Annotated in this window: 21 protein-coding genes and 2 tRNA genes; 10 read left to right on the top strand and 13 right to left on the bottom strand. The window is 70.1% G+C overall.

The window, feature by feature from the left end:
* Positions 1 to 91: 91 nt before the first annotated feature.
* A tRNA-Leu gene (locus ACF09C_RS09915) sits at positions 92 to 178 on the bottom strand.
* A 463-nt stretch (positions 179 to 641) separates the two neighbouring features.
* On the opposite strand from ACF09C_RS09915, the gene ACF09C_RS09910 reads away from it, so the two are divergent.
* The 6 genes from ACF09C_RS09910 (at position 642) to pknB (ending at position 8,793) form a co-directional block, all read left to right on the top strand.
* Positions 642 to 1,538, top strand: coding sequence for an FhaA domain-containing protein (locus ACF09C_RS09910; protein WP_392090804.1), 897 nt, complete (start codon positions 642 to 644; stop codon positions 1,536 to 1,538).
* A gap of 10 nt (positions 1,539 to 1,548) precedes the next feature.
* The gene (locus ACF09C_RS09905) at positions 1,549 to 2,070 is read left to right on the top strand and encodes an FHA domain-containing protein (RefSeq protein WP_362005457.1); all 522 of its coding nucleotides are present in this window, start codon (positions 1,549 to 1,551) and stop codon (positions 2,068 to 2,070) included.
* Between the two features lie 176 nt (positions 2,071 to 2,246).
* Positions 2,247 to 3,746: a Stp1/IreP family PP2C-type Ser/Thr phosphatase gene (locus ACF09C_RS09900; protein ID WP_392090801.1), complete on the top strand. Its 1,500-nt coding sequence runs from the start codon at positions 2,247 to 2,249 to the stop codon at positions 3,744 to 3,746.
* 26 nt (positions 3,747 to 3,772) lie between these two features.
* Entirely contained in the window at positions 3,773 to 5,182 is a 1,410-nt protein-coding gene (locus ACF09C_RS09895) for an FtsW/RodA/SpoVE family cell cycle protein (RefSeq protein ID WP_392090798.1), read from the top strand.
* Complete coding sequence (locus tag ACF09C_RS09890) at positions 5,179 to 6,645, top strand: peptidoglycan D,D-transpeptidase FtsI family protein (protein ID WP_392090795.1); 1,467 nt, start codon at positions 5,179 to 5,181, stop codon at positions 6,643 to 6,645. The genes ACF09C_RS09895 and ACF09C_RS09890 overlap by 4 nt, the downstream gene beginning before the upstream one ends.
* A 153-nt stretch (positions 6,646 to 6,798) precedes the next feature.
* Positions 6,799 to 8,793 (top strand): Stk1 family PASTA domain-containing Ser/Thr kinase, encoded by a 1,995-nt coding sequence (gene pknB, locus ACF09C_RS09885; protein ID WP_392090793.1) that lies wholly within the window; start codon positions 6,799 to 6,801, stop codon positions 8,791 to 8,793.
* Positions 8,794 to 8,870: 77 nt separating this feature from the next.
* Here the strand turns inward: pknB and ACF09C_RS09880 are convergent, their stop codons facing one another.
* From ACF09C_RS09880 to ACF09C_RS09855, 6 genes are all read right to left on the bottom strand, one after another.
* Positions 8,871 to 9,548, bottom strand: coding sequence for a class E sortase (locus ACF09C_RS09880; RefSeq protein WP_392090791.1), 678 nt, complete (start codon positions 9,546 to 9,548; stop codon positions 8,871 to 8,873).
* 45 nt (positions 9,549 to 9,593) lie between these two features.
* Positions 9,594 to 10,685 (bottom strand): class E sortase, encoded by a 1,092-nt coding sequence (locus ACF09C_RS09875; protein ID WP_392090789.1) that lies wholly within the window; start codon positions 10,683 to 10,685, stop codon positions 9,594 to 9,596.
* Entirely contained in the window at positions 10,682 to 11,320 is a 639-nt protein-coding gene (locus ACF09C_RS09870; protein ID WP_392090787.1) for an aminodeoxychorismate/anthranilate synthase component II, read from the bottom strand. The genes ACF09C_RS09875 and ACF09C_RS09870 overlap by 4 nt, the downstream gene beginning before the upstream one ends.
* Positions 11,317 to 11,478 (bottom strand): hypothetical protein, encoded by a 162-nt coding sequence (locus tag ACF09C_RS09865; protein ID WP_362005436.1) that lies wholly within the window; start codon positions 11,476 to 11,478, stop codon positions 11,317 to 11,319. Before ACF09C_RS09865 ends, ACF09C_RS09870 begins: the two co-directional genes overlap by 4 nt.
* Before the next feature lie 64 nt (positions 11,479 to 11,542).
* Positions 11,543 to 12,220, bottom strand: a complete 678-nt coding sequence (locus ACF09C_RS09860; RefSeq protein WP_392090784.1) for a class E sortase — start codon at positions 12,218 to 12,220, stop codon at positions 11,543 to 11,545.
* Positions 12,221 to 12,288: 68 nt separating this feature from the next.
* Complete coding sequence (locus ACF09C_RS09855; RefSeq protein ID WP_392090782.1) at positions 12,289 to 13,056, bottom strand: DUF881 domain-containing protein; 768 nt, start codon at positions 13,054 to 13,056, stop codon at positions 12,289 to 12,291.
* A gap of 152 nt (positions 13,057 to 13,208) precedes the next feature.
* Here ACF09C_RS09855 and crgA point away from each other — a divergent pair, with 152 nt between their 5' ends.
* Positions 13,209 to 13,463 (top strand): cell division protein CrgA, encoded by a 255-nt coding sequence (crgA, locus tag ACF09C_RS09850; protein ID WP_137988265.1) that lies wholly within the window; start codon positions 13,209 to 13,211, stop codon positions 13,461 to 13,463.
* 351 nt (positions 13,464 to 13,814) lie between these two features.
* Here crgA and ACF09C_RS09845 read toward each other — a convergent pair whose 3' ends face one another.
* Entirely contained in the window at positions 13,815 to 14,681 is an 867-nt protein-coding gene (locus tag ACF09C_RS09845; protein ID WP_392090780.1) for a rhomboid family intramembrane serine protease, read from the bottom strand.
* A gap of 148 nt (positions 14,682 to 14,829) precedes the next feature.
* The gene (locus ACF09C_RS09840; protein ID WP_392090778.1) at positions 14,830 to 15,384 is read right to left on the bottom strand and encodes a peptidylprolyl isomerase; all 555 of its coding nucleotides are present in this window, start codon (positions 15,382 to 15,384) and stop codon (positions 14,830 to 14,832) included.
* Positions 15,385 to 15,573: 189 nt separating this feature from the next.
* On the opposite strand from ACF09C_RS09840, the gene ACF09C_RS09835 reads away from it, so the two are divergent.
* Positions 15,574 to 16,344 carry a DUF5324 family protein gene (locus tag ACF09C_RS09835; RefSeq protein ID WP_392090776.1) on the top strand — a complete coding sequence of 257 codons (771 nt, stop codon included), beginning with the start codon at positions 15,574 to 15,576 and terminating at the stop codon, positions 16,342 to 16,344.
* A gap of 116 nt (positions 16,345 to 16,460) precedes the next feature.
* On the opposite strand, the gene ACF09C_RS09830 is transcribed toward ACF09C_RS09835, so the two are convergent.
* From ACF09C_RS09830 to ACF09C_RS09820, 3 genes are all read right to left on the bottom strand, one after another.
* Complete coding sequence (locus tag ACF09C_RS09830) at positions 16,461 to 16,835, bottom strand: DUF6344 domain-containing protein (RefSeq protein WP_392091384.1); 375 nt, start codon at positions 16,833 to 16,835, stop codon at positions 16,461 to 16,463.
* Between the two features lie 204 nt (positions 16,836 to 17,039).
* Positions 17,040 to 18,176: an MFS transporter gene (locus ACF09C_RS09825; RefSeq protein ID WP_392090774.1), complete on the bottom strand. Its 1,137-nt coding sequence runs from the start codon at positions 18,174 to 18,176 to the stop codon at positions 17,040 to 17,042.
* Positions 18,177 to 18,432: 256 nt separating this feature from the next.
* Positions 18,433 to 18,505: transfer RNA gene (locus tag ACF09C_RS09820), tRNA-Ala, on the bottom strand.
* A gap of 132 nt (positions 18,506 to 18,637) precedes the next feature.
* On the opposite strand from ACF09C_RS09820, the gene ACF09C_RS09815 reads away from it, so the two are divergent.
* Both ACF09C_RS09815 and ACF09C_RS09810 read left to right on the top strand, forming a co-directional pair.
* Complete coding sequence (locus tag ACF09C_RS09815; protein ID WP_362005411.1) at positions 18,638 to 19,186, top strand: DNA-binding protein; 549 nt, start codon at positions 18,638 to 18,640, stop codon at positions 19,184 to 19,186.
* A 67-nt stretch (positions 19,187 to 19,253) separates the two neighbouring features.
* Positions 19,254 to 20,627, top strand: coding sequence for a serine/threonine-protein kinase (locus ACF09C_RS09810; protein WP_392091382.1), 1,374 nt, complete (start codon positions 19,254 to 19,256; stop codon positions 20,625 to 20,627).
* Between the two features lie 21 nt (positions 20,628 to 20,648).
* Here the strand turns inward: ACF09C_RS09810 and ACF09C_RS09805 are convergent, their stop codons facing one another.
* A complete protein-coding gene (locus ACF09C_RS09805; protein ID WP_392091381.1) occupies positions 20,649 to 22,010 on the bottom strand; it encodes a hypothetical protein in 1,362 nt (453 codons plus the stop codon).
* Positions 22,011 to 22,047 lie beyond the last annotated feature (37 nt).

Genomic DNA, 22,047 nt, shown 5'->3' with positions numbered 1-22,047 from the left:
CGTTCCGCAGCGACGAACGTCGCGTACCTCACAGCGAAGGACGCCGGCAACGCGGAAGCCCCGTAGGTCGATGACCTACGGGGCTTCCGTCTGGTGCGCGAGGGGGGAGTTGAACCCCCACGCCCTTGCGGGCACTGGAACCTGAATCCAGCGCGTCTGCCTATTCCGCCACCCGCGCATTGGGTGTGCTCCGGGCTCCCTCACCGTTGTTTCCGGTGCGATCGCCTGGCGACATCTGAAGATTAGCACGTCGCGGACGGTGGATTCACATCCGTTGTTTGACCCCCTGCCCGAGCGAACAGGGACAGAGGGACGGACGGGAAGACCGAGGGCACCGAGAAGACTTGGCGGGCCGGAGAAGGAGGAAGCGACGGGCGGCCCAGGGCGAGGAGAAGAAAGAGACGAAGAGTGGACGGGTAACGGGAGGAACGGGACGGACCGCCCCCACCGCGCGGCCCCGTGCCTCCTGCTCGCTCGCCGGGTGCGGGACACTGTCCAGGGGCCGCCTCTACGATCCGTGGGGGAGGCCTGTGAGAGGTGACACTCGTCCACAGGGCAGAGAAGGGGAACCAGCCGATTTCCCGACGCGTGGATACGATCAGTAAGCAGTACCAGGACGACAACGACGGAGGAGGTGCCCCATGGGAGTCCTGAAGCGTTTCGAACAGCGGCTCGAAGGTCTGGTCAACGGCACCTTCGCCAAGGTCTTCAAGTCCGAGGTCCAGCCCGTCGAGATCGCGGGCGCTCTCCAGCGCGAGTGCGACAACAACGCGACGATCTGGAACCGCGAGCGGACCGTCGTCCCCAATGACTTCATCGTCGAGCTGAGCGCGCCGGACTTCGAGCGCCTCAGCCCCTACTCGGGCCAGCTCGGCGACGAGCTCGCCGGCCTCGTCCGCGACTACGCCAAGCAGCAGCGGTACACCTTCATGGGCCCGATCAAGGTCCACCTGGAGAAGGCCGACGACCTCGACACCGGTCTGTACCGGGTGCGCAGCCGCACGCTCGCGTCGAGTTCGTCACAGCAGCAGTCGCCCGCCGCGGGCCCGCCGCAGGGTGGCCACGCACCGGGCGGTCACGCCCCTGGCGGCTACGGCTACCCCCCGGCCGGCGCTCCGCCGATGCCCGCGGCCCCGCCGCCGGGCGCGGCCGGCGCCCAGCGCCCCGGTCACGCTCCGGGCCACGCACCCGGCCAGGCGCCCGCCGCCGGCCGTCCCACGGCCGGTGGCCCCGGCCCCATGCCTGCCTCCGGCGCCCAGGTGCGCCGGTGGATCGAGATCAACGGCACCCGCCATCAGATCTCCCGCCCGACTCTGGTCCTTGGCCGCAGCACCGACGCGGACGTGAGGATCGACGATCCCGGCGTCTCCCGCCGACACTGCGAGATCCGGACCGGAACGCCCTCGACGATCCAGGATCTCGGATCCACCAACGGCATCGTGGTGGACGGGCAGCACACCACCCGCGCTACGCTCCGCGACGGCTCGCGGATCGTCGTGGGCAGCACCACCATCGTTTACCGGCAAGCCGAAGGGTGAAGCGGGGGCAATGTCAGAGCTGACCCTGACGGTCATGCGGCTGGGTTTCCTGGCCGTTCTGTGGCTGTTCGTGATCGTGGCCGTCCAGGTCATTCGCAGCGACCTGTTCGGCACGCGTGTCACGCAGCGCGGTTCGCGCCGCCAGGACGCCCGTCCGCAGCAGAACACGCGGCAGGCGGCCCAGCCGCCGCAGCAGCGTGGCCAGCAGAGCGGGGGCGGCGGCCGTCAGCGCCGCGGCGCCCCGACCAAACTCGTCGTCTCCGAGGGGACGCTGACCGGCACGACGGTCGCCCTGCAGGGCCAGACCATCACGCTCGGCCGCGCCCACGACTCGACGATCGTGCTGGACGACGACTACGCCTCCAGCAGGCACGCCAGGATCTACCCGGACCGGGACGGCCAGTGGATCGTCGAGGATCTCGGGTCCACCAACGGCACCTATCTCGACCGGAACCGGCTCACGACCGCCACGCCGATTCCGCTGGGCGCGCCGATCCGCATCGGCAAGACCGTCATCGAGCTGCGGAAGTAGTGCTACGTCATGTATGAGTGCGAGCGGAGCGAGCGGGCCGGGGCGGTCCCCACTGCGGGCCGCGCGGCGGACCGTCGGGTCCGTGCCGCGTACCGGCACGGGCTCCCGACCGGAGGGTGGGCAGTGTGGCTCGAGACCGGCTGTACCCCGAGGCGACGTCGTCAGGGCAGGTGCGCATGAGCCTGTCACTGCGTTTCGCCGCCGGGTCGCACAAGGGCATGATCCGCGAGGGCAACGAGGACTCCGGCTACGCCGGCCCGCGGCTGCTCGCCATCGCCGACGGCATGGGCGGCCAGGCCGCCGGTGAGGTCGCCTCGTCCGAGGTGATCTCGACGCTGGTCACGCTCGACGACGACGTCCCGAGCTCCGACATCCTCACGTCGCTCGGCGCCGCGGTGCAGCGCGCCAACGACCAGCTGCGGATGATGGTCGAGGAGGACCCCCAGCTGGAGGGCATGGGCACCACGCTCACCGCCCTGCTCTGGACGGGCCAGCGCCTCGGTCTCGTGCACGTCGGCGACTCGCGCGCGTACCTGCTGCGGGACGGGGTGCTCACCCAGATCACCCAGGACCACACGTGGGTGCAGCGGCTCGTCGACGAGGGCCGGATCACCGAGGAAGAGGCCACGACCCACCCGCAGCGTTCGCTCCTGATGCGCGCGCTCGGCAGCGGCGACCATGTCGAGCCGGATCTGTCGATCCGTGAGGTCCGGGCCGGCGACCGCTATCTGATCTGCTCCGACGGGCTGTCCGGAGTCGTCTCCCACCAGACGATGGAGGACACCCTCGCCAGCTACCAGGGCCCGCAGGAGACCGTGCAGGAGCTGATCCAGCTCGCGCTGCGCGGCGGCGGCCCCGACAACATCACCGTGATCGTCGCCGACGTCCTCGACGTCGACGGCAATGACACCCTCGCCGGTCAGCTCAGCGACACCCCGGTCATCGTGGGCGCGGTCGCCGAGAACCAGGTGCAGCAGTCCGACGGCGGGGCGATGCAGACCCCGGCCGGCCGGGCCTCCGGCCTGGGCCGCACGGCGCCGCACCAGCAGCCCCCCGGCGGGCAGCCGCCCCAGGGCTTCGGCCCGCCCGGCAGCGGCGACGACCACGGCTACGGCGGGATGCCGCCGCAGGGCTCGTTCGGGAACTACACGGACGAGGACTTCGAGAAGTTCGAGAAGCCGCGGACCGGCCTGAAGTGGCTGAAGCGGATCTTCTTCCTGGGCCTCGCGCTCGCCGTCGTCGGCGGCGGTCTGTACGGCGGCTGGCGCTGGACGCAGACGCAGTACTACGTCGGCTCCAAGGACCAGCACGTCGCGCTCTACCAGGGCATCAGCCAGGACCTGGCGTGGGTCTCGCTCTCGGACGTGGAGAAGGACCACCCCGAGATCGAACTCAAGTACCTGCCGGAGTACCAGCGCAAGCAGGTCGAGGAGACCATCGCGGGCGGCAGCCTGGGCAAGGCCCAGACGAAGATCGCGGAGCTCGCCGCGCAGGCCTCGGCCTGCAAGAAGACCGAGCAGCGCCGCGAGGCCGCCGAGAAGGCCGCCGACCAGGCGAGCAAGCCGCCCGCCGACGGTTCGACCCCCGACTCCAAGCCCACCACAGCCGCTCCCTCCCCGGGCCCCACGCTGACGCCGGACGAGCAGAAGCTGGCCTCGAACTGCGGCAAGCAGTAAGCACCCGTAGGGGGCCTTTCACCACCATGAGCGTTGTCACCAACACGACCACCATCGGCGCGATCGAGGCGCCGAGCCGCCGGAACACCGAGCTGGCTCTGCTCGCGTTCGCCGTCGCCATCCCGGTCTTCGCGTACCTCAACGTCGGTCTGGCGATCGACGGCGAGGTGCCGTCCGGCATGCTCGGCTACGGCCTCGGCCTCGGCCTGCTCGCCACCGTCGCGCATCTCGTCGTGCGCAAGTTCGCGCCGTACGCGGACCCGCTGCTGCTGCCGCTCGCGACGCTGCTGAACGGCATGGGCCTGGTGCTGATCTGGCGGCTCGACCAGTCGCCGCGCATCATCGCGCGGTACAAGACGTTCAGCCCGGACGCCCCGAACCAGATGCTGTACTCGGCGATCGCCATCGCCATGTTCGTGGCCGTGCTGCTGCTCCTGAAGGACCACCGGGTCCTGCAGCGCTACACGTACATCTCGATGGTCGCGGCGCTCGTCCTGCTGCTGCTGCCGCTGGTGCCGGGCCTCGGCGCGGACGTCTTCGGCGCCAAGATCTGGATCAGGGTCGGCGGATTCTCCATCCAGCCCGGTGAGTTCGCCAAGATCGTCCTGGCCGTGTTCTTCTCCGGCTATCTCATGGTGAAACGCGACGCGCTGGCCCTGGCCAGTCGCCGCTTCATGGGCCTCTACCTGCCCCGTGGCCGTGACCTCGGCCCGATCCTGACGATCTGGGCCGTCAGCCTCCTCATCCTGATCTTCGAGAACGACCTCGGTACGTCGCTGCTGTTCTTCGGCATGTTCGTGATCATGCTGTACGTGGCGACGGAGCGGACCAGCTGGATCGTCATGGGTCTGGCGATGTCCGTCGCCGGCGCCGTCGGCGTGGCCTCGTTCGCCGGACACGTCCAGGCCCGTGTGGACGCCTGGGCGGACCCCTTCGCCTGCGCCAAGGACGTCCCCGCCTGTGACCAGATGACGGAGGTGCTGATGTCCTTCGGCTCCGGCGGCATCCTCGGCACCGGCCTCGGCCAGGGCAACTCCGACCTCATCGGCTTCGCCGCCAACTCCGACTTCATCTTCGCCACCGTCGGCGAGGAGCTCGGTCTGACCGGCGTGATGGTCTTCCTGCTCTTCTACGGCCTGATCATCGAACGCGGTGTCCGCACCGCCCTCGCGGCCCGCGACCCGTTCGGCAAGCTGCTCGCGATGGGCCTCTCCGGCGCGTTCGCGCTGCAGATCTTCGTCGTCGCCGGCGGTGTGATGGGGCTCATCCCGCTCACCGGTATGACGATGCCGTTCCTCGCGTACGGCGGTTCCTCCGTGATCGCGAACTGGGCCCTGATCGGCATCCTGATCCGGATCAGCGACACCGCGCGCCGCCCGGCGCCCGCCCCCGCACCGTCCCCCGACGCCGAGATGACCCAGGTGGTCCGTCCGTGAACAAGCCCCTGCGCCGGGTCGCGATCTTCTGCGGCCTGCTGGTCCTCGCCCTGCTGATCCGGGACAACTGGCTGCAGTACGTCCGCGCCGACGAACTGAACGCGCACCCGGACAACAAGCGGGTGCAGATCGAGCGGTACGCCAACGAGCGCGGCAACATCATCGTGGACGGCAAGCCGATCACCGGCTCGGTCGACTCCCAGGACCCGTACTACCGCTTCAAGCGCACCTACACCGACGGCCCGATGTGGGCGCCGGTGACCGGCTACGCCTCGCAGGCCTACGACGCCAACCAGATCGAGAAGATCGAGGACGGCATCCTCACCGGCAACGACGACCGGCTGTTCTTCGACCGCACCATGTCGATGTTCACGGGTGACAAGAAGAAGGGCGGCAACGTCGTCACGACGCTCAACGGCGCCGCCCAGAAGGCCGCCTTCGAGGGCCTCGGCAACAAGACGGGCGCCGTCGTCGCGATCGAGCCGAAGACCGGCAAGATCCTCGCGCTCGCCTCCACCCCCTCGTACGACCCGTCGACCTTCGCCGGCTACTCCGCGAAGGACGAGAAGGCCTGGGTCGCCCTGGAGGAGAACCCGAACAAGCCGAAGCTGAACCGCGCGATCCGTGAGATCTACCCGCCCGGCTCCGTCTTCAAGGTCGTGACGGCCGCGGCGGCGCTGGAGAACGGCAAGGTCACGGACATCAACGCGTCGACGGACACGCCGGAGCCGTACAACCTGCCGACGACCCGCGTCCCCATGAAGAACCACGCCTCCGGGTGTGAGAACGCCAGCCTGAACCAGGCCATGAAGGTCTCCTGCAACTCGGTCTTCGCGAAGCTCGGCGACGAGGTCGGCGTCGACAAGATGAACGAGATGGCCGAGAAGTTCGGTTTCAACGCGGAGCAGTTCACCCCGGTCCGCTCGGCCGCCTCGGTCTACGACAAGAAGGCCGACCGCCCCGGTAACGCGCTGTCCTCCATCGGCCAGTTCAACACCGCGACGTCCCCGCTCCAGATGGCCATGGTCACGGCCGCGATCGCCAATGACGGCAAGCTGATGAAGCCGTACATGATCGACAAGCTGGAGTCCCCGAACGTCGACGTCATCAAGCAGAACGAGCCGGAGGAGATGAGCCGCCCGGTCTCGGCGGAGACCGCGCAGAAGCTCCAGCAGATGATGGAGACCGTCGTCAGCGAGGGCACCGGCAGCAAGGCCGACCTGAACATGGACGGCGTGAAGGTCGGCGGCAAGACGGGTACCGCCCAGCACGGCGAGAAGAACGCCAAGCGGCCCTACGCCTGGTTCATCTCCTACGCCAAGACCGACCAGGGCTCCCCGGTCGCGGTCGCCGTCATCGTCGAGGACTCCGCGGGCACGGACCGCCAGGACATCTCCGGTGGCGGCCTCGCCGCCCCGATCGCGAAGGCCGTGATGAAGGCGGTTCTGAAGAGCAGGAGCTGACCTTGCGGCCTGGCACCGGCCAGGTACCGGTCAGGTATCAGGTGGCGGCCACGGGCGGATCCCCTTCCCGTGGCCGGTAGCCTTTGCGCGAACAGCACACCGCCGGACCACACACGGGTGCGGTCGGGACAGACGGAGAGGGCTGGATCAGTTATGGAAGAGCCGCGTCGCCTCGGCGGCCGGTACGAGCTGGGCTCGGTGCTCGGCCGTGGTGGCATGGCAGAGGTCTACCTCGCCCACGACACCCGGCTCGGCCGCACCGTCGCCGTGAAGACGCTGCGGGCCGACCTCGCCCGCGACCCGTCCTTCCAGGCCCGGTTCCGCCGTGAGGCCCAGTCGGCCGCCTCGCTCAACCACCCGGCGATCGTCGCGGTCTACGACACCGGCGAGGACTACGTCGACGGGGTCTCCATCCCGTACATCGTGATGGAGTACGTCGACGGCTCGACCCTCCGTGAGCTGCTTCACTCCGGGCGCAAGCTGCTGCCCGAGCGCACGCTCGAGATGACGGTCGGCATCCTGCAGGCGCTGGAGTACTCGCACCGCGCGGGCATCGTGCACCGTGACATCAAGCCGGCGAACGTCATGCTGACGCGCACCGGCCAGGTCAAGGTCATGGACTTCGGCATCGCGCGCGCCATGGGCGACGCGGGCATGACCATGACGCAGACCGCCGCGGTGATCGGCACGGCCCAGTACCTCTCCCCGGAGCAGGCCAAGGGCGAGCAGGTCGACGCCCGCTCCGACCTGTACTCCACCGGCTGCCTGCTGTACGAGCTGCTGACCGTCCGGCCGCCGTTCATCGGCGACTCCCCTGTCGCGGTCGCCTACCAGCACGTGCGGGAAGAGCCTCAGCCGCCGAGCAACTTCGACCCCGAGATCACGCCCAACATGGACGCCATCGTCCTGAAGGCGCTGGTCAAGGACCCCGACTACCGCTACCAGTCCGCCGACGAGATGCGCGCCGACATCGAGGCCTGCCTCGACGGCCAGCCCGTCGCGGCGGCCGCGGCGATGGGCGCGGTGGCGTACGGCGGCGGTTACGGCAACGGCTACGGCGGCTACGCCCCCGAGGACCAGCCGACGACCGCCCTGCGCCAGGCCGATCCGGCCGGCCAGACCTCCATGCTCCCGCCGATCAACCCGGACGACGGCGGTTACGGCTACGACGACCGCCCGGACCGCCGCCGCCAGAAGAAGTCGAACACCTCGACGATCCTGCTGGTGCTCGCGGGCATCCTGGTGCTGGTCGGCGCGATCCTCATCGGCCGCTCGATCTTCGACACGAAGGAAGAGCCGCAGCAGGTGACGATCCCGTCGCTGGTCGGGCACACCCTCAAGGAGGCCGAGGGCTCGGCGAAGAACGCCGGGGTCAAGGTCGCCCAGTCGGGTTCCGAGCGGTGCGAGCAGCCGAAGGGCAAGATCTGCAGCCAGACGCCGTCGGCGGACGGCGTGGCGAAGATGACCGTCGGCGAGACGATCTCGGTCGTCGTCTCCGAGGGCGCGCCGCAGATCGAGGTCCCGGACGTCCTCGAGAAGTCCCAGGAGAGCGCCGAGCAGCTCCTGAAGGACAAGGGCTTCAAGGTCGTGGTCGTTCAGGAGGAGTCCAGCGAGGACCCCGGCAAGGTCCTGAAGCAGAGCCCGGACGGCGGCTCCAAGGCGGAGCAGAACTCCGAGGTCAAGATCACGGTGGCCAAGCAGGAGAAGTCGCAGCTGCCGGACGTCACGGGCCGTGAGGTCAACCAGGCGATCCAGCAGCTCAACCAGCTCGGCTTCACCAACATCGCCCAGCAGCAGGAAGACTCCCAGCAGCCTGCCGGCACGGTCACCGGGATGACTCCGAGCGGTGGCACGGACCAGCCGAAGGACGTCCAGATCACGCTGAAGGTCTCCAAGGGCCCGCAGCAGACGCAGACGACGATCCCCGCGGGTCTCTCGGGCAAGACGTTCGACGAGGTGAAGGCGCAGCTGGAGGCCCTCGGCCTGGTCGTGCAGCAGCAGGGCTCGAACAACGGCGACGCCAGGGTCTTCGGCACCAACCCGCCGGAGGGCAGCCCGGTCACCACCGGCCAGACGGTCACCGTCTTCACGGCGGGCGGCGGCGGCAACAACGGCGGTAACAACGGCGGCGGCGGCTTCTTCGACTAGCGGCCGCACCGACGCTCCACCACGCGAAGAGCCCCGGCATCCAGGAGGATGCCGGGGCTTTTCGCTGTCCGGTCCGCCTACCGCAGCTCCGCCGGGGGCGTGCGGTCGGCGTTGACCTTTTCGGTGCGGACCAGTTCGCCCCAGACGATGTAGCGGAAGTCCGAGGTGTACATCGGCGTGCACGTCGTCAGCGTGATGTAGCGGCCCGGCTTCGCCTTGCCCGATTCCTTCGGGACCGGCTGGAGGACGGCCACGTTGTACTTCGTCGTCTCCGGGAGGCTCTTGTAGACCTTGTAGACGTACCAGGTGTCCTTGGACTCGAAGACGATCGAGTCGCCGTTCTTCAACTTGTGGATGTTGTGGAACTTCGCCCCGTGCCCGTCGCGGTGCGCGGCCAGGGTGAAGTTACCCTGCTTGTCCTGCGGGAGGGCGGACGTGACCGGGTCGGTGTAGTAGCCGGCGACGCCGTTGTTCAGCGTCTTGCTGTCGGTGCCCTTCTTGACGAGTATCTCGCCGCCGCCCATCTTCGGGACGTGCAGGAAGCCGATGCCGTCCTTGGTGTCCAGGGCGCCGGGGCCCGACGCTGCCCAGTTGTCGCGGACCTGGTTGCCGTCCTTGTCGGCGGCGCGGTCGGCCAGGACGTTCGTCCACCACAGCGAGTAGACGACGAAGAGACCGAGCACCAGGCCCGCGGTGATGAGGAGTTCGCCGAAGACACTGATGACTCCGGCGATCCAGTTGCGCGCACGTGCCACTGCGTCGTCCCGTCCTGAGGTGTGGTTCGTGGGTTCCGTAGGGGGTCAGCCTACGAGCGCGTCCGGTTTCCCCTTGCTGCGCGGGCGTTCCTCGACCATCTTGCCCCACACGATCATCCGGTACGTACTGGTGAATTCGGGCGTGCACGTCGTCAGCGTGATGTAGCGGCCCGGCTCCTTGAAGCCCGACTGCTTCGGCACCGGGTCGATCACCGAGACGTTCGACGGAGCCGTCTGCGGCAGGATGCTCGCCATCTCGTACGTGTAGTACGCGTCTTGCGTCTCCACGACGATCGGGTCGCCGGGCTCCAACTGGTTGATGTACCGGAAGGGTTCGCCGTGGGTGTTGCGGTGTCCGGCCACCGCGAAGTTGCCCTGCTTGTCGGCGGGCATGGCCGTCTTCAGGCTGCCCTCGCTGTAGTGGCCGACCATGCCCCGGTCCAGGACCTTGGGCTTGTCGATGCCCTCGGCGACGGGGACGACGACGTCCAGTTTGGGGATGTACATGATGGCGAAGCCCTGTCCCGGCTCGAACGCGCCCGGCGCCCTGCCCTTGGACCAGGCGTCCTCGATCTGCCCCTTGGCCTGGTTCGCCTGCTGATCGGCGCGGACGTTCGTCCACCACAGCTGGTAGGTGACGAACAGCAGCATGACGACGCCGAAGGTGATGAACAGTTCGCCCACGAACCGGCTGGCGACGACGCCGACGCTGTCCTTCGCCGCGCGCGCCGCGCGGCGGGCCTCGACGCGGGACATCGGCTGGGCGGGAGTCTCGGAGGCCGGCGCGGGACCGCCCTTGCGGCCCTTGCCCTTGGCGGCGCGCCTGCGTTCCGCCCTGCCGGGGCCGGGAAGCGGCGTCACGGCCGTCTCAGGCGCCTCGACGGGCTCCACGGTCCGCAGACCCATCGTCTCGTCCCGAGGCTCGTACGCGGCCTCGTAGGGCTCTTCGGGGGACGGCTCGTACGGACTCTCCGAAACCGGCTGCGGCTGCGACTGCGGTATCGGCTCGTACGCGTACCCCTGCGGGTCCGGGTACGCCTGCTGCTCGTACCCGTCGTACCCCTCGTACGTCGGTATCGCCTCCTGCTCGTCCTCCGGCAGGTTCGTCGCCCGGAACCACGGCGACCCCGTCGTCACGCGACGGCCTTGCCCACCACCGGCGCGAGCCCCGCCGACCGGCCCACCGCCCCCTTGTCGCCGCACCGCTCCAGCCAGTTGGCGAGCATCAGGTGGCCGTGCTCCGTGAGCACCGACTCGGGGTGGAACTGGACGCCCTCGACGTCCCGTTCACGGTGGCGCAGGCCCATGATGATGCCGTCCTGCGTGCGGGCCGTGACCTCGAGCTCGGCCGGCAGCGCCGCGGGTTCGGCGGCCAGCGAGTGGTAGCGCGTCGCCGTGAACGGCGACGGCAGTCCGGCGAAGACGCCCTGGCCCTCGTGCGTGACCAGCGAGGTCTTGCCGTGCAGCAGCTCGGGGGCGCGGTCGACGACACCGCCGTACGCCACGGCCATCGACTGCATGCCCAGGCAGACACCGAAGACGGGCACCCCGGTGTCGGCGCAGTGCCGCACCATGTCGACGCAGACCCCGGCCTGTTCGGGCGCACCCGGTCCGGGCGAGAGCAGGACGCCGTCGAAGCCGTCCTGCGCGTGGCTGAGCTCGACCTCGTCGTTGCGCAGCACTTCGCACTCGGCGCCGAGCTGGTAGAGGTACTGGACGAGGTTGAAGACGAAGCTGTCGTAGTTGTCGACGACGAGAATCCGCGCGCTCACTGGCCGTCCACCGTCACATCGTTGAACGGAAGCAGAGGCTCCGCCCAGGGGAACACGTACTGGAAGAGGGCGTAGACGACCCCCAGGACGAGGACGAGCGAGATGAGGGCCCGTACCCACGCGTTGCCCGGCAGATGCCGCCAGATCCAGCCGTACATGACGTCCGCTGCCCCTTCCGTTCGTTACGGGCACCAGAGTACGGGGCGATGGATCGTTGAGGGGTCAGCCCGTCAAAGCCAGTGGCTTGCCCTGCGTCACAGGCTGGGTGGCGTCGAGGTGCGCCCAGACGATGAGCCGGTGGCTGCTGCCCCACTCGGGCTCGCAGGTGGTGAGGGTGAGATAGCGGCCCGGGCCGTCGAAGCCGGACTTGCGGGGCACGGGGTCGATCACGCCGATGTCGGTGGGGACGGTGCGGAGCGGGGCACGAGCGACGCGGTACGTGTACCAGGTGGTGCCGTCGGTGAGGACGACCGCGTCACCCGGCCGCAGCCGGGGAAAGTCCTTGAACGGATCTCCGTACGTGCGCCGGTGGCCGGCGACGGAGAAGTTGCCTGTCTCGCCGAGGCGGGCGGTGGCGGGGTAGTGGCCGAGGCCCTTCTTGAGGACGCCGGGGGACGTGCCCTCCAGGACGGGCCACTCCCAGTCCTTGCCGAGCCGCGGGACGTACATGACGGCGATGCCGCGGCCGGCCCGGTACGGCTCGGGGGGCGGTGCGGCGGTGACGGTCTCGGCGACGGGCCGGTCCACCCATTCCCGCTCCAGGATGTCGATCTGCCCCGCCGTGGCGCTCTGGGCCTGGACGCCGGTCCAGTACATGACGTACACCACGAAGAGGACGATCACGGTCCCGACGGTGAGGCACAGCTCGCTGAACGTCCGGACGATCAGTCGCACCGTCACCGGCCGGCCTCCCCGTAGTCGGCTCACCAGCTCACCGGCTCACCAGCTCAAGCGGCTCCAGCGGCTCGTCAGCTCACAGGCTTCGCGTAGTGGAGATCCACTGTGCCCGAGTAGCCGGGAAGAGTCACCGCCCTGTGCTCGTCGACTTTCCAGCCGAGCCCGTAGGCCTTCACGTACAGCTTGTAGTTCTGCACGGCCGGGGAGTCGGCGAGCGCCTTGGCCAGCTTTCCCCGGTCACCCACTGCGGTGATCTTGTAGGGGGGTGAGTAGACCCGGCCCTGGAGGATCAGGGTGTTCCCCACGCAGCGGACGGCGCTGGTCGAGATGAGCCGCTGGTCCATGACCTTGATGCCCTGGGCGCCGCCCTGCCAGAGCGCGTTCACGACCGCCTGGAGGTCCTGCTGGTGGATGACCAGGTCGTTGGCCTGCGGCTCGGGGTAGCCGGGGGCCGCCTGGGCGTTCGGCGGGGCGTCGTTGAGGGTGACGGTGAGGCCGGGCCCGGAGGTCTCGGTGGTCCCCGCCGCGGCCTCCAGGGCGCGCAGCCGGGCGTCCTCCGCGCGCGTGGAGCCGTCGTCGCGGGCGGCGAGGCCGTCGACCTGGGCGCGGAGGGCGGCGGTGGACTCGTCCAGGCCCGCGTTCTTGTGGCTGCGTTCCTCGATGAGGTCGGAGAGCCGCAGCAGCGACGCGTCGGTCCGGATATTCGTACCCTTGGCAGTGTTGAAGCTGGTCACGAAGATCAGCCCGGCGAGGGCGAAGACGGCAGCGGTCAGCACCCGGACGGGGCGCCACCTGGTGGGTCGGCCCGGCCCGGGGGAAGAGTCGGCAGAATTGCTCAACGTACCCTGATCCCCTTCGGTGCCGTGGAAGCACTACGCTAACGGACGCCCGGGGGACGCAGTGGTCGTCCCTATGTCACCCAGCCGTCCCACCCCGGCGCCAGCCACAGTTCCCTGCGCGGTCACGCAGCGCATCGACAGGAGAGTCCCTCGTGCCGAAGTCACGTATCCGCAAGAAGGCCGACTTCACGCCCCCGCCCGCCAAGCAGGCCACCAACATCAAGCTGACCAACCGCAGCTGGGTGGCACCGGTGATGCTGGCGCTGTTCCTGATCGGGCTCGTGTGGATCGTGGTCTTCTACGTCACCGACGGCACGCTGCCGGTGAAGTCCATCAACAACTGGAACATCGTGGTGGGCTTCGGCTTCATCGCGGCCGGGTTCGGCGTCTCCACGCAGTGGAAGTAGCGGGCGCCCGTCGCGCCCGTCAAGCCTTGCCCTGAACTTATCCACAGCGTTGTGCACAGCACTGGATAACTTACGAAGATCTGTGGATAACTCGTACCGGGTTGACGCCGGTGTGACTGCGGCAGCGCCGCCCCACACCCACCACGCCCCCCGCTCCCGCTGGAAAAGACCAGCTCAGGAGCGGGGGGCGCGGTCGTTCCCGGCGAGATGCACAAGATCCACCACGCACTGTGGATAACTCTGGGGAAAGCTTTGCGAGAAGCTCGTCCACAGCCCTCGGCGCTCAGGTGAGCGCACGCGATCGGTCAGGTGAGGACGGCTCGGCCGCTCAGGGGAGGACGGCCGAGTCGCTCAGGTGAGGACGGCCGAGCGGACCAGGACCATGACCAGATCGATCAGGAGCACCAGTCCACAGGCTCCGTACTGCACGAGGTTCCGCCGGTCCCTCGGCGCGTGCAGCAGACCGTAGGTCACGAGCGCGCCGCCGACGAGACCGCCGATGTGCGCCTCCCAGGAGATCCCTGGGCGGGTGAAGGTCAGCAGCAGGGAGAGGCCGACGAAGAGCGCCACCGGCCGCATGTCGTAGCGCTGCCGCCGGGTGAGCACCGCCCAGGCGCCGATCAGGCCGAAGACGATGCCGGAGGCGCCGAGGGAGGGCTGGTTCGACGGCGCGATCACATAGGCGAGGGCGGAGCCCGAGAGTCCGGAGAGCAGACAGAGCGCGGTGTACCGGATCCGGCCGAGCTCCGGTTCGACGATGCCGCCGATGACCCAGAGTCCCAGCATGTTGAAGACGAAGTGCGCGACCTCCTCATGGAGGAAGGTCGAGGTCAGCAGCCGGTACCACTCGCCGTCCGCGACCCCGACCAGCTCGCCGAGCTGCGGGCTGTAGGCGTAGCCGATCAGCGACAGCTCGTCCAGGACCCGGTCGCCGGCCGTGTGGACGACGATGAAGAGGGCGAGGTTGATCGCGATGAGGATCTTGGTGACCAGACGCCCGTCCGACGCGATCCGTCCGCCCGCGAGCGTACGGGGCTGGTTGGCGTCGGGGGCGTGGCCCGTGCCGGAGCCGTTCCGCACACAGTCGGGGCACTGGAAGCCGACCGACGCCGAGACCATGCACTGCGGGCAGATCGGCTTGTCGCAGCGGGTGCAGCGGATGCCTGTCTCGACGTCCGGGTGGCGGTAACAGTGCGGCAGGCCGGACTGCGGCTCCATGGAGGTCCCTCCCGAGGAGATGGGGGCGGCGCGGCGAGGAAGCGCCCCGCCCTACCTGTACGGACGGGTGGGGCGGATTGGTTCCCCGGTGGCCGGCGCGTCGGCGGGGTCGCGGGCCGGGCGCCGGCGGGCCGGGGCGGCCGACAGGTCAGGAGGCCGACGGTTCGGCGGCGGCCGGGCGCGTCTCGATGACGACCGACTCCAGGACCACGTCGCTGAGCGGCCGCTTCGTGCTCGGGTTGACCGGGACCGAGGCGATCGCGTCGACGACCTTCCGACTCTTCGCGCCGACGACCTCGCCGAAGATCGTGCGCTTGCGGTTCAGCCAGGTCGTCGCGCCGACGGTGATGAAGAACTGCGAGCCGTTCGTGCCGGGCCCCGCGCTGGCCATGGCCAGCAGATAGGGGCGGTCGAAGAAGAGCTCGGGGTGGAACTCGTCGGCGAACCCGTACCCGGGACCGCCCGTGCCGTTCCCCAGCGGGTCCCCGCCCTGGATCATGAAACCCTCGATGACCTGGTGGAACACGGTGCCGTCGTACAGCGGGTCGGCGGCGACCCTGCCGGTCGCCGGGTGCGTCCACTCCCGCTCGCCGCGGGCGAGTTCGGTGAAGTTCCGGACCGTGTGGGGCGCGTGCTCCGGCAGCAGCCGGATCTCGATGTCACCCCGGCTGGTCCTGAGAGTGGCGTAGAGCTGATCGGCCACGGTCCGCCTTCCCGTCTGTCTGCCCACTGACGCGCATCGCATCCTCGCACGGAAGGCCGGAAGCGTCGTGAGTAGTCGTGCCTATGCCCCGGATGCCCGCCCCGCATGCCGGACCGCGATCGGGCAGGCATGATTTCGAAAAGGGTGGAAAGGCGAAAAACCGACACCACCACCGAGTAGGAGGATCCCGTGACCCGGATGGACAGCGTGCGCGCCGCGGCCGATTCGGCCAAGGACAGCTACCTGCACGCCGCGGAAGTGGTGGCGCCCTATGCGGAGTCGGCCAAGGAGCAGGCCGCTCAGTACGCCGGCGCTGCCAAGGACCAGGCCGCGCGTTATGCGCACGACGCACGTGTCCGGCTCGCGCCGAAAGTCTCGAAGGCCGCTACGCAGGCCCGTGTTCAAGCTCGTGTGCAGTACGACGCCCATGTGGCGCCGCATGTACCTCCCAGGGTCGACGACGCCGCGCACCGCGCCGCGCTGATGACCCGCAAGGCCGCCCGTCAGGCGGCCGACTACACCAAACCACGTGTGGAGCACGCGGTCGCCGCTACCGGTCCCGTTCTCGACGAGGCCGGATCGCGCTCGGTGGCCGCCTGGGCCGCGTTGCGCGGTCAGGTGACACCGAAGGAGATCGAGAAGCTCGTGCGCAAGCACGAGCGCCGTGTCAGGGCCGGTCGTCTCGCCAAGGGCCTCGTGGTCCTCGGCGTGGTGGCCGCCGGCGTCTTCTGTGCGTGGAAGTGGTGGGACAAGCAGGCCAACCCGGACTGGCTGGTCGAACCGCCCGCTCCTACCGAGGTCGATGAGGGTGTCACGGAACCGTCGTCCCGGACCTCGCCGCTGTCGTCCGTCGACGGCAGTGGGGCTCTCGATCCCGAGGTGGAGGCCAAGGAGGCCGAAGCCGGGGCTGAAGCCGAGGCCGATGTGGAGGGGGACACGGGACGCGACGAGCGTCGCTGACCGTGGGCTGCCTCCGTGATCGGGTCCGTCGGGACCTTCAGGGCTTCGAGGCGTTCGAGGCGCTCGGGTGGCGTGCGGCGGTGAACGTGGGGAGGAGCGAATCGACTCCCCGCGTCCTACGCCGCCGCGGCGAGCGCCAGGCCCGACAGCTCCGTCTGGTCCGCGAGCGTGGTCTCGGTCGGGGCGTCACCGCGCAGGTGGCGTACGGAGGGCGAGGAGTTGTGGGCCTCGGCGCCGATGCGCTGCTTGATCGTGGGCGGCAGCGAGCGCTCGCGGACCGTGGTGGGCCACTGATAGGCCGACCTCTGCGCCGGTACGAGGGCGGTGGTGCGCGCTCCGGCGGGGGCGGGCGCGGCGGCCGGCTCCTCCGGCTGCTGGACGGCGGGAGCCTGCGCGGCGGTGGCGGTGGACGCCAGGCCGACGGAGGCGAGCAGGGCGAAGAGTACGGAGATGAAGGCGGTCCAGAACTGCTTGACCTTGGCGGTGGCCATGGCCCCTCGCTTTCGTCGTGTGGTGCTCGGGACGTACGTGGTGTTCGTGGTGTTCGTCATGCTCGTGCTGTTCGTCAGGTTCTCGGATGGTTCATTTCGGATTGCGCGTTTTTAGTACATTCCTCATGATGGGGACGCGGCTCCGGATTGCCCGGAACGACGCCCTCCCCGCGCAGTTCTTCGGATGAACACCACTCGTCCGGCTCAGCGCGCGCCGACCGGCTCCCCCGAGTCCCGCGCGGCCGGCGCCTGCGTACGGGCCCGCTCGGCCCACCGCACGGCCGGTCCGGTGACCGCCGCGGTCAGCAGGAAGATCCCACCGAGCACCAGCCAGCCGGGCGCGCCCCAGGTGACCAGGAGCGCCGTGACCAGGAACGGGCCGAGGGTCCGCGCGACGGGGACACCGGTGCCGTAGAAGCCCTGGTACTGGCCGATCCGGCCGGCGGGCGCGAGGGCGAAGCCGATCTGCCAGGAGCCCGCGGAGTGGCGCATCTCGGCGACCACCTGGAGCGCCGCACCCAGCACGAGGACGGCGACGGTCGTCCACGGTCCGAGACCGGCCGCGGTCACCGCGAAGACGGCGCACGAGGCGAGCATGACGACACCGGCACGGCCAACGGCGCGCGTGGCCTCGCGAAGGCCTGTCACCTTCCGCGCCGTCCGCACCTGGAAGAGCATCACGACCCCGGTGTTGAGGACGAAGAGCGCCGACACGATCCAGCCCGGCGCGGAGGTGCGCTGCACGATCCACAGCGGCACCGCGAGGCTGAGCAGCGGCAGCCGCAGCAGCATCAGCGCGTTGAGGAGGGTGAGCAGCGCGTACGGGCGGTCGCGGAGCACCGCGAGGCGCGGCTCCCCGACGGCGGTCGCCGGGGCGGGGGCTACGGCGGGCAGCCCGCGCAACAGCAGGGCGCAGACGAGGAACCCGGCCGCGTCCAGGGCGAAGACGGAGAGGTAGGCGGTACGGGTGCCGGCGTGCAGGGCGAGGCCGCTCTGCGCAGTGGCGTACACCGCGGCGGCGACCAGGAACGGCACGAAGGAGCGGATGAGGAGGAACGAGCCGACGGCCGCCGCCGTGGCGAGGGCGAGCAGGACGGCGGTGGTGCGGGGACCGCGCCGGTCGGCGAGGTGGCCCAGCCAGACCCCCGCGACCGAGCCGACGGCCCAGGCGAGGGTCAGACCGATGCCGATGCGGGCGGCGGACAGGCCGACGATCTGGCTGAAGTAGAGGGCGGACGTGACATAGAAGGCGCCGTCGCCGATCGCGTTGCTCAGCTGGGCGAGAAGCAGCGCACGGGGAGCCCTGGAGGCCTGCTGTACCACGGAGTCGGTGTTCGCCATGGACACGACGCTACGGTTCGGTGGCCCAGGGAGGCAGGTCCAATCAGGGCCCGCGATCGTGGGCCAATCGACGGCGCGGAGAGCGGCCGAGCAGCCCGCCGGGCAGCCGGACACCGCCCCGCACGGGAACGGGCCGCGCCGAGCCGGCCCCTTCGCGCCCCGGAGCCCGGGGCGTACCACCCCGTCACACCGGTCCCGGGCACGCAAAACACCCCTCCCGACCCACGTTTTCGCAGGTCAAGAGGGGTGTGAGAAGTGGAGCCTAGGGGAGTCGAACCCCTGACATCTGCCATGCAAAGACAGCGCTCTACCAACTGAGCTAAGGCCCCGGAACGAGAACAGAGTACCGGGTCACCCCCTCATTCCCGCAAAAGGATTGGGACTCCCGGTCGGCGACCACGCTCCGTAAGATGCTGACCGAGGTTCGCAGTGGCGAACCTAAGGGATGGGGAGAAGAAGTAATGGACGCAGTTCAGCAAGAAGCCACGGCTAGAGCCCGCGAGCTTCAGCGCAGTTGGTACGGAGAGCCGCTGGGGGCGCTCTTCCGTCGGCTGATCGACGATCTCGGCCTCAATCAGGCCCGTCTCGCCGCTGTGCTCGGACTGTCGGCGCCCATGCTCTCCCAGCTGATGAGCGGTCAGCGGGCCAAGATCGGCAACCCGGCCGTCGTCCAGCGCGTCCAGGCCCTGCAGGAGCTCGCCGGCCAGGTCGCCGACGGCAGCGTCAGCGCGGCCGAGGCCACCGACCGCATGGACGAGATCAAGAAGTCCCAGGGCGGCTCCGTGCTCACCGGCACCAGCCAGACCACGACCAGCTCGGGCGCGCCGACCGTGCGCCGGGTGGTGCGCGAGATCCAGTCGCTGCTGCGCTCGGTCGCGGCGGCCGGCGACATCATCGACGCGGCCGACTCTCTCGCCCCCGCCCACCCCGAACTGGCAGAGTTCCTCCGGGTGTACGGCGCCGGGCGCACCGCCGACGCGGTCGCGCACTACGAGTCGCACCAGAACTGACGCAGAGCAGCCCGTCCGGCAGCCGGTGCCGGACGGACGAGGCATGACGGGGAGCGGGCGCAGCGCGATGGGTGAGGTCTTCGCTGGTCGGTACGAACTGGTCGACCCGATCGGACGGGGTGGTGTCGGAGCGGTCTGGCGGGCATGGGACCACCGACGCCGCCGGTATGTGGCGGCCAAGGTCCTCCAGCAGAGCGACGCCCACACGCTGCTCCGCTTCGTCCGTGAGCAGGCGCTCCGGATCGACCACCCGCACGTCCTCGCCCCGGCCAGCTGGGCCGCCGACGACGACAAGGTGCTGTTCACCATGGACCTGGTGGCCGGCGGGTCGCTGGCCCACGTCATCGGGGACTACGGCCCACTGCCGCCGCGCTTCGTCTGCACCCTGCTGGACCAGTTGCTCGCCGGACTTGCCGCGGTGCACGCGGAGGGGGTCGTGCACCGCGACATCAAGCCGGCGAACATCCTGCTCGACGTCACCGGAACCGGGCGGCCGCACCTGCGGCTGTCCGACTTCGGCATCTCGATGCGCAAGGGCGAGCCCCGCCTCACGGAGACCAACTACGTGGTGGGGACGCCCGGTTACTTCGCCCCAGAGCAGATGCTCGGCGCGGAGCCGGACTTCCCGGCCGACCTCTTCGCCGTCGGCCTGGTCGCGCTCTATCTGCTGCAGGGCCAGAAGCCCGATTCCCGCGCCCTGATCGAGTACTTCATGGCGCACGGGACGCCGGGAGCCCCGGAGGGGATCCCGGAGCCCCTGTGGCAGGTGCTGGCCGGCCTGCTCCAGCCGGATCCGGAGGCCCGCTTCAAGACGGCCACGGGCGTGCGCAAGGCGCTGACCACGGCCGTCGAGATGCTGCCCGGGGCCCGCGCGGACGAGGAGCCGGTCGAGGTCTTCGACCAGATCGGCCCGCTGCCCGCAGGCTTCGGCCCCGACGGCCCCGAGTCCCCGGCCGGCCCGCCCGCGGCCGCCCCCGTCGACGTACCTCCGCAGGCGGCGCACGGTCGGACTCAGCCGCACCAGGCCCAGCCCGAACAGGCTCAGCCGCACCAGGCTCAGTCCCAGCAGGTTCAGTCCCAGCAGGCCCAGCCGCAGGCGCCCCTGCCGAGCCCCTCCGAGACGGGCAGCTTCCATCTGCCCCCGCCGCCCCCACAGGCGGTCCCCACGTCCTCCGCGCACGCGGCCTCCCCCCTTCCCGCCGCCGCCCCGGACTTCGCCCAGGCCCCCACGGCCGCGGTGCCGTTCCCTCACGCCTCTACCGTTCAATACACCGCTCAGGCCGGACAGGTTCCCACCCAGGTGCCGTCCGCCGTGGCGGTGTCCGCCGCGGCCCCGCTCCCGGCAAAGCGACCGGGACCGCCCCCGAAGGTCGCGGTCCCGGTGCTGTTCCTCGCGCTGGTCTGCTTCGCGGTCGGCATCTGGGCGCTCACCCAGACCTGACCGCCCCAGCCGCCTCCGCCCCTACCAGGCGCCAGGCGGCCCGAACTGCGGCGGACCGCCCTGCGGACCGCCGTGCGATCCGCCCTGCTGTCCGCCCTGCACCGCCTCCCGCGCCGCCCGTCGCCGCCCCGCGAGGGTCCACACGCCGAGCCCGACGAGCAGCACCGTGCCGGCGCCGAGCCCGGCCGCCGCGACCAGGACCATGCCGTCGTTCCGCGCCGCCTCGGCCCCGCTCGCGCCGTTGGCGGCCGCGTCCCGGTCGTCGTCGGTGACCTTGAAGGGTCCGGCGTCACCGTCGTAGGCGGGGCCCGGCTTCGCCGTGCCGGTGACGTTCACCCGCAGGGTCAGCGGTACCGGCTTGTCCCCGTACTCCTTGACGATCTCCGGGCTGAGCGTCGCCGTCAGGTAGTACCAGCCCGCGAAGCGCAGGGCGTTGGTGTCGCTGCTGGAGGAGAAGCGGTTCTCGAAGGCGACCGGCCGCTGCGCGTCGAGCGCCACCGTCGCCGGCTTGCCGTCATAACTGGCGGTGTTCTGGTCGACATGGCCGCGGGCCGGGTTGTCGAGCGAGAGCACCAGCGCGTTCGAGACGTATCCGGTGGCGCCGGTGGGGCTGCTGCCGAGCTCCGCGCTGGCGAAGACCTGCTGCCCCCAGTCGACGGGCACCCGGTAGAACAGTGTCTGCCCGGGCTTGATGTCGGCGCGCCACTCGCCCTGCCGCAGCGAGGTGGCCCCGTGGAAGCCCGCCCCGCCCTGCCGCTTCTGCGGGCCGCCGGCCGGCGGCGCAGGGGTGGAGGAGGGCCAGTTCTCGGGCAGCTCGGTGGGCCCGGTCTGCTTCACGCCCGGCTCGGGGACGTACCGGATCTCCAGTTCCCAGTCGTCGGGCGTGGAGACGGCCTTGGAGGTCCGCTCGACGAGCACGTAGTAGGCGCCCGCCTGCTGGCAGGTGGAGCTGTCGGGCTCGATCGTGCGGTGGGCGTAGGCGGTGATCGGCCGGGAGTACGAGGCCGACTCGAAGGAGGAGTCCTGGTAGCCGCACTGGGCACCCGAGCCGTCCTGCAGGGTCACCTTGACGCCGTCGCCGTACTCCGCCTTGCCGCCGGGCTTGGGCACCGCGACCACGGAGACGTACGCGTTCTTCTTGTCGTCGAGGTCGACCCGGTAGTAGAGCTTGCCGTCCTTCTTGATGCTGTCGCGGTAGCTCTGCCCCGCCTTCAACTGACGTGCGTCCAGGCTGGAAGCGGCGCCCTTGATCGGCTGGGCGGCCCCGTCGAACCCGTAGGGGCTCTCCCCGGCCGCCCACGCCGTGCCCGCGGGCAGCACCGCCGCCGTGACCACGGCCGCGCACACCGCCCCCACCAGGCGCCGGCCCGCACCCGGCCCCACGCGCCGCGTACCCACGCCCGGCGTCCTCACGCGCTGC

Source organism: Streptomyces sp. NPDC014870, assembly GCF_043081505.1.
Taxonomy (GTDB): domain Bacteria; phylum Actinomycetota; class Actinomycetes; order Streptomycetales; family Streptomycetaceae; genus Streptomyces.
Note: the sequence above shows the minus strand (reverse complement) of the source record. Positions and strands in the feature narration are given on the sequence as shown.

What these genes read in the sequence shown, in the direction of transcription:
- ACF09C_RS09825 (WP_392090774.1), bottom strand. Translation starts at nt 18,176, where the DNA reads ATGGCGAACACCGACTCCGTGGTACAGCAGGCCTCCAGGGCTCCCCGT.
- ACF09C_RS09900 (WP_392090801.1), top strand. Translation starts at nt 2,247, where the DNA reads ATGAGCCTGTCACTGCGTTTCGCCGCCGGGTCGCACAAGGGCATGATC.
- ACF09C_RS09865 (WP_362005436.1), bottom strand. Translation starts at nt 11,478, where the DNA reads ATGTACGGCTGGATCTGGCGGCATCTGCCGGGCAACGCGTGGGTACGG.
- ACF09C_RS09845 (WP_392090780.1), bottom strand. Translation starts at nt 14,681, where the DNA reads ATGGAGCCGCAGTCCGGCCTGCCGCACTGTTACCGCCACCCGGACGTC.
- ACF09C_RS09895 (WP_392090798.1), top strand. Translation starts at nt 3,773, where the DNA reads ATGAGCGTTGTCACCAACACGACCACCATCGGCGCGATCGAGGCGCCG.
- pknB (WP_392090793.1), top strand. Translation starts at nt 6,799, where the DNA reads ATGGAAGAGCCGCGTCGCCTCGGCGGCCGGTACGAGCTGGGCTCGGTG.
- ACF09C_RS09815 (WP_362005411.1), top strand. Translation starts at nt 18,638, where the DNA reads ATGGACGCAGTTCAGCAAGAAGCCACGGCTAGAGCCCGCGAGCTTCAG.
- ACF09C_RS09910 (WP_392090804.1), top strand. Translation starts at nt 642, where the DNA reads ATGGGAGTCCTGAAGCGTTTCGAACAGCGGCTCGAAGGTCTGGTCAAC.
- ACF09C_RS09830 (WP_392091384.1), bottom strand. Translation starts at nt 16,835, where the DNA reads ATGGCCACCGCCAAGGTCAAGCAGTTCTGGACCGCCTTCATCTCCGTA.
- ACF09C_RS09810 (WP_392091382.1), top strand. Translation starts at nt 19,254, where the DNA reads ATGGGTGAGGTCTTCGCTGGTCGGTACGAACTGGTCGACCCGATCGGA.
- ACF09C_RS09905 (WP_362005457.1), top strand. Translation starts at nt 1,549, where the DNA reads ATGTCAGAGCTGACCCTGACGGTCATGCGGCTGGGTTTCCTGGCCGTT.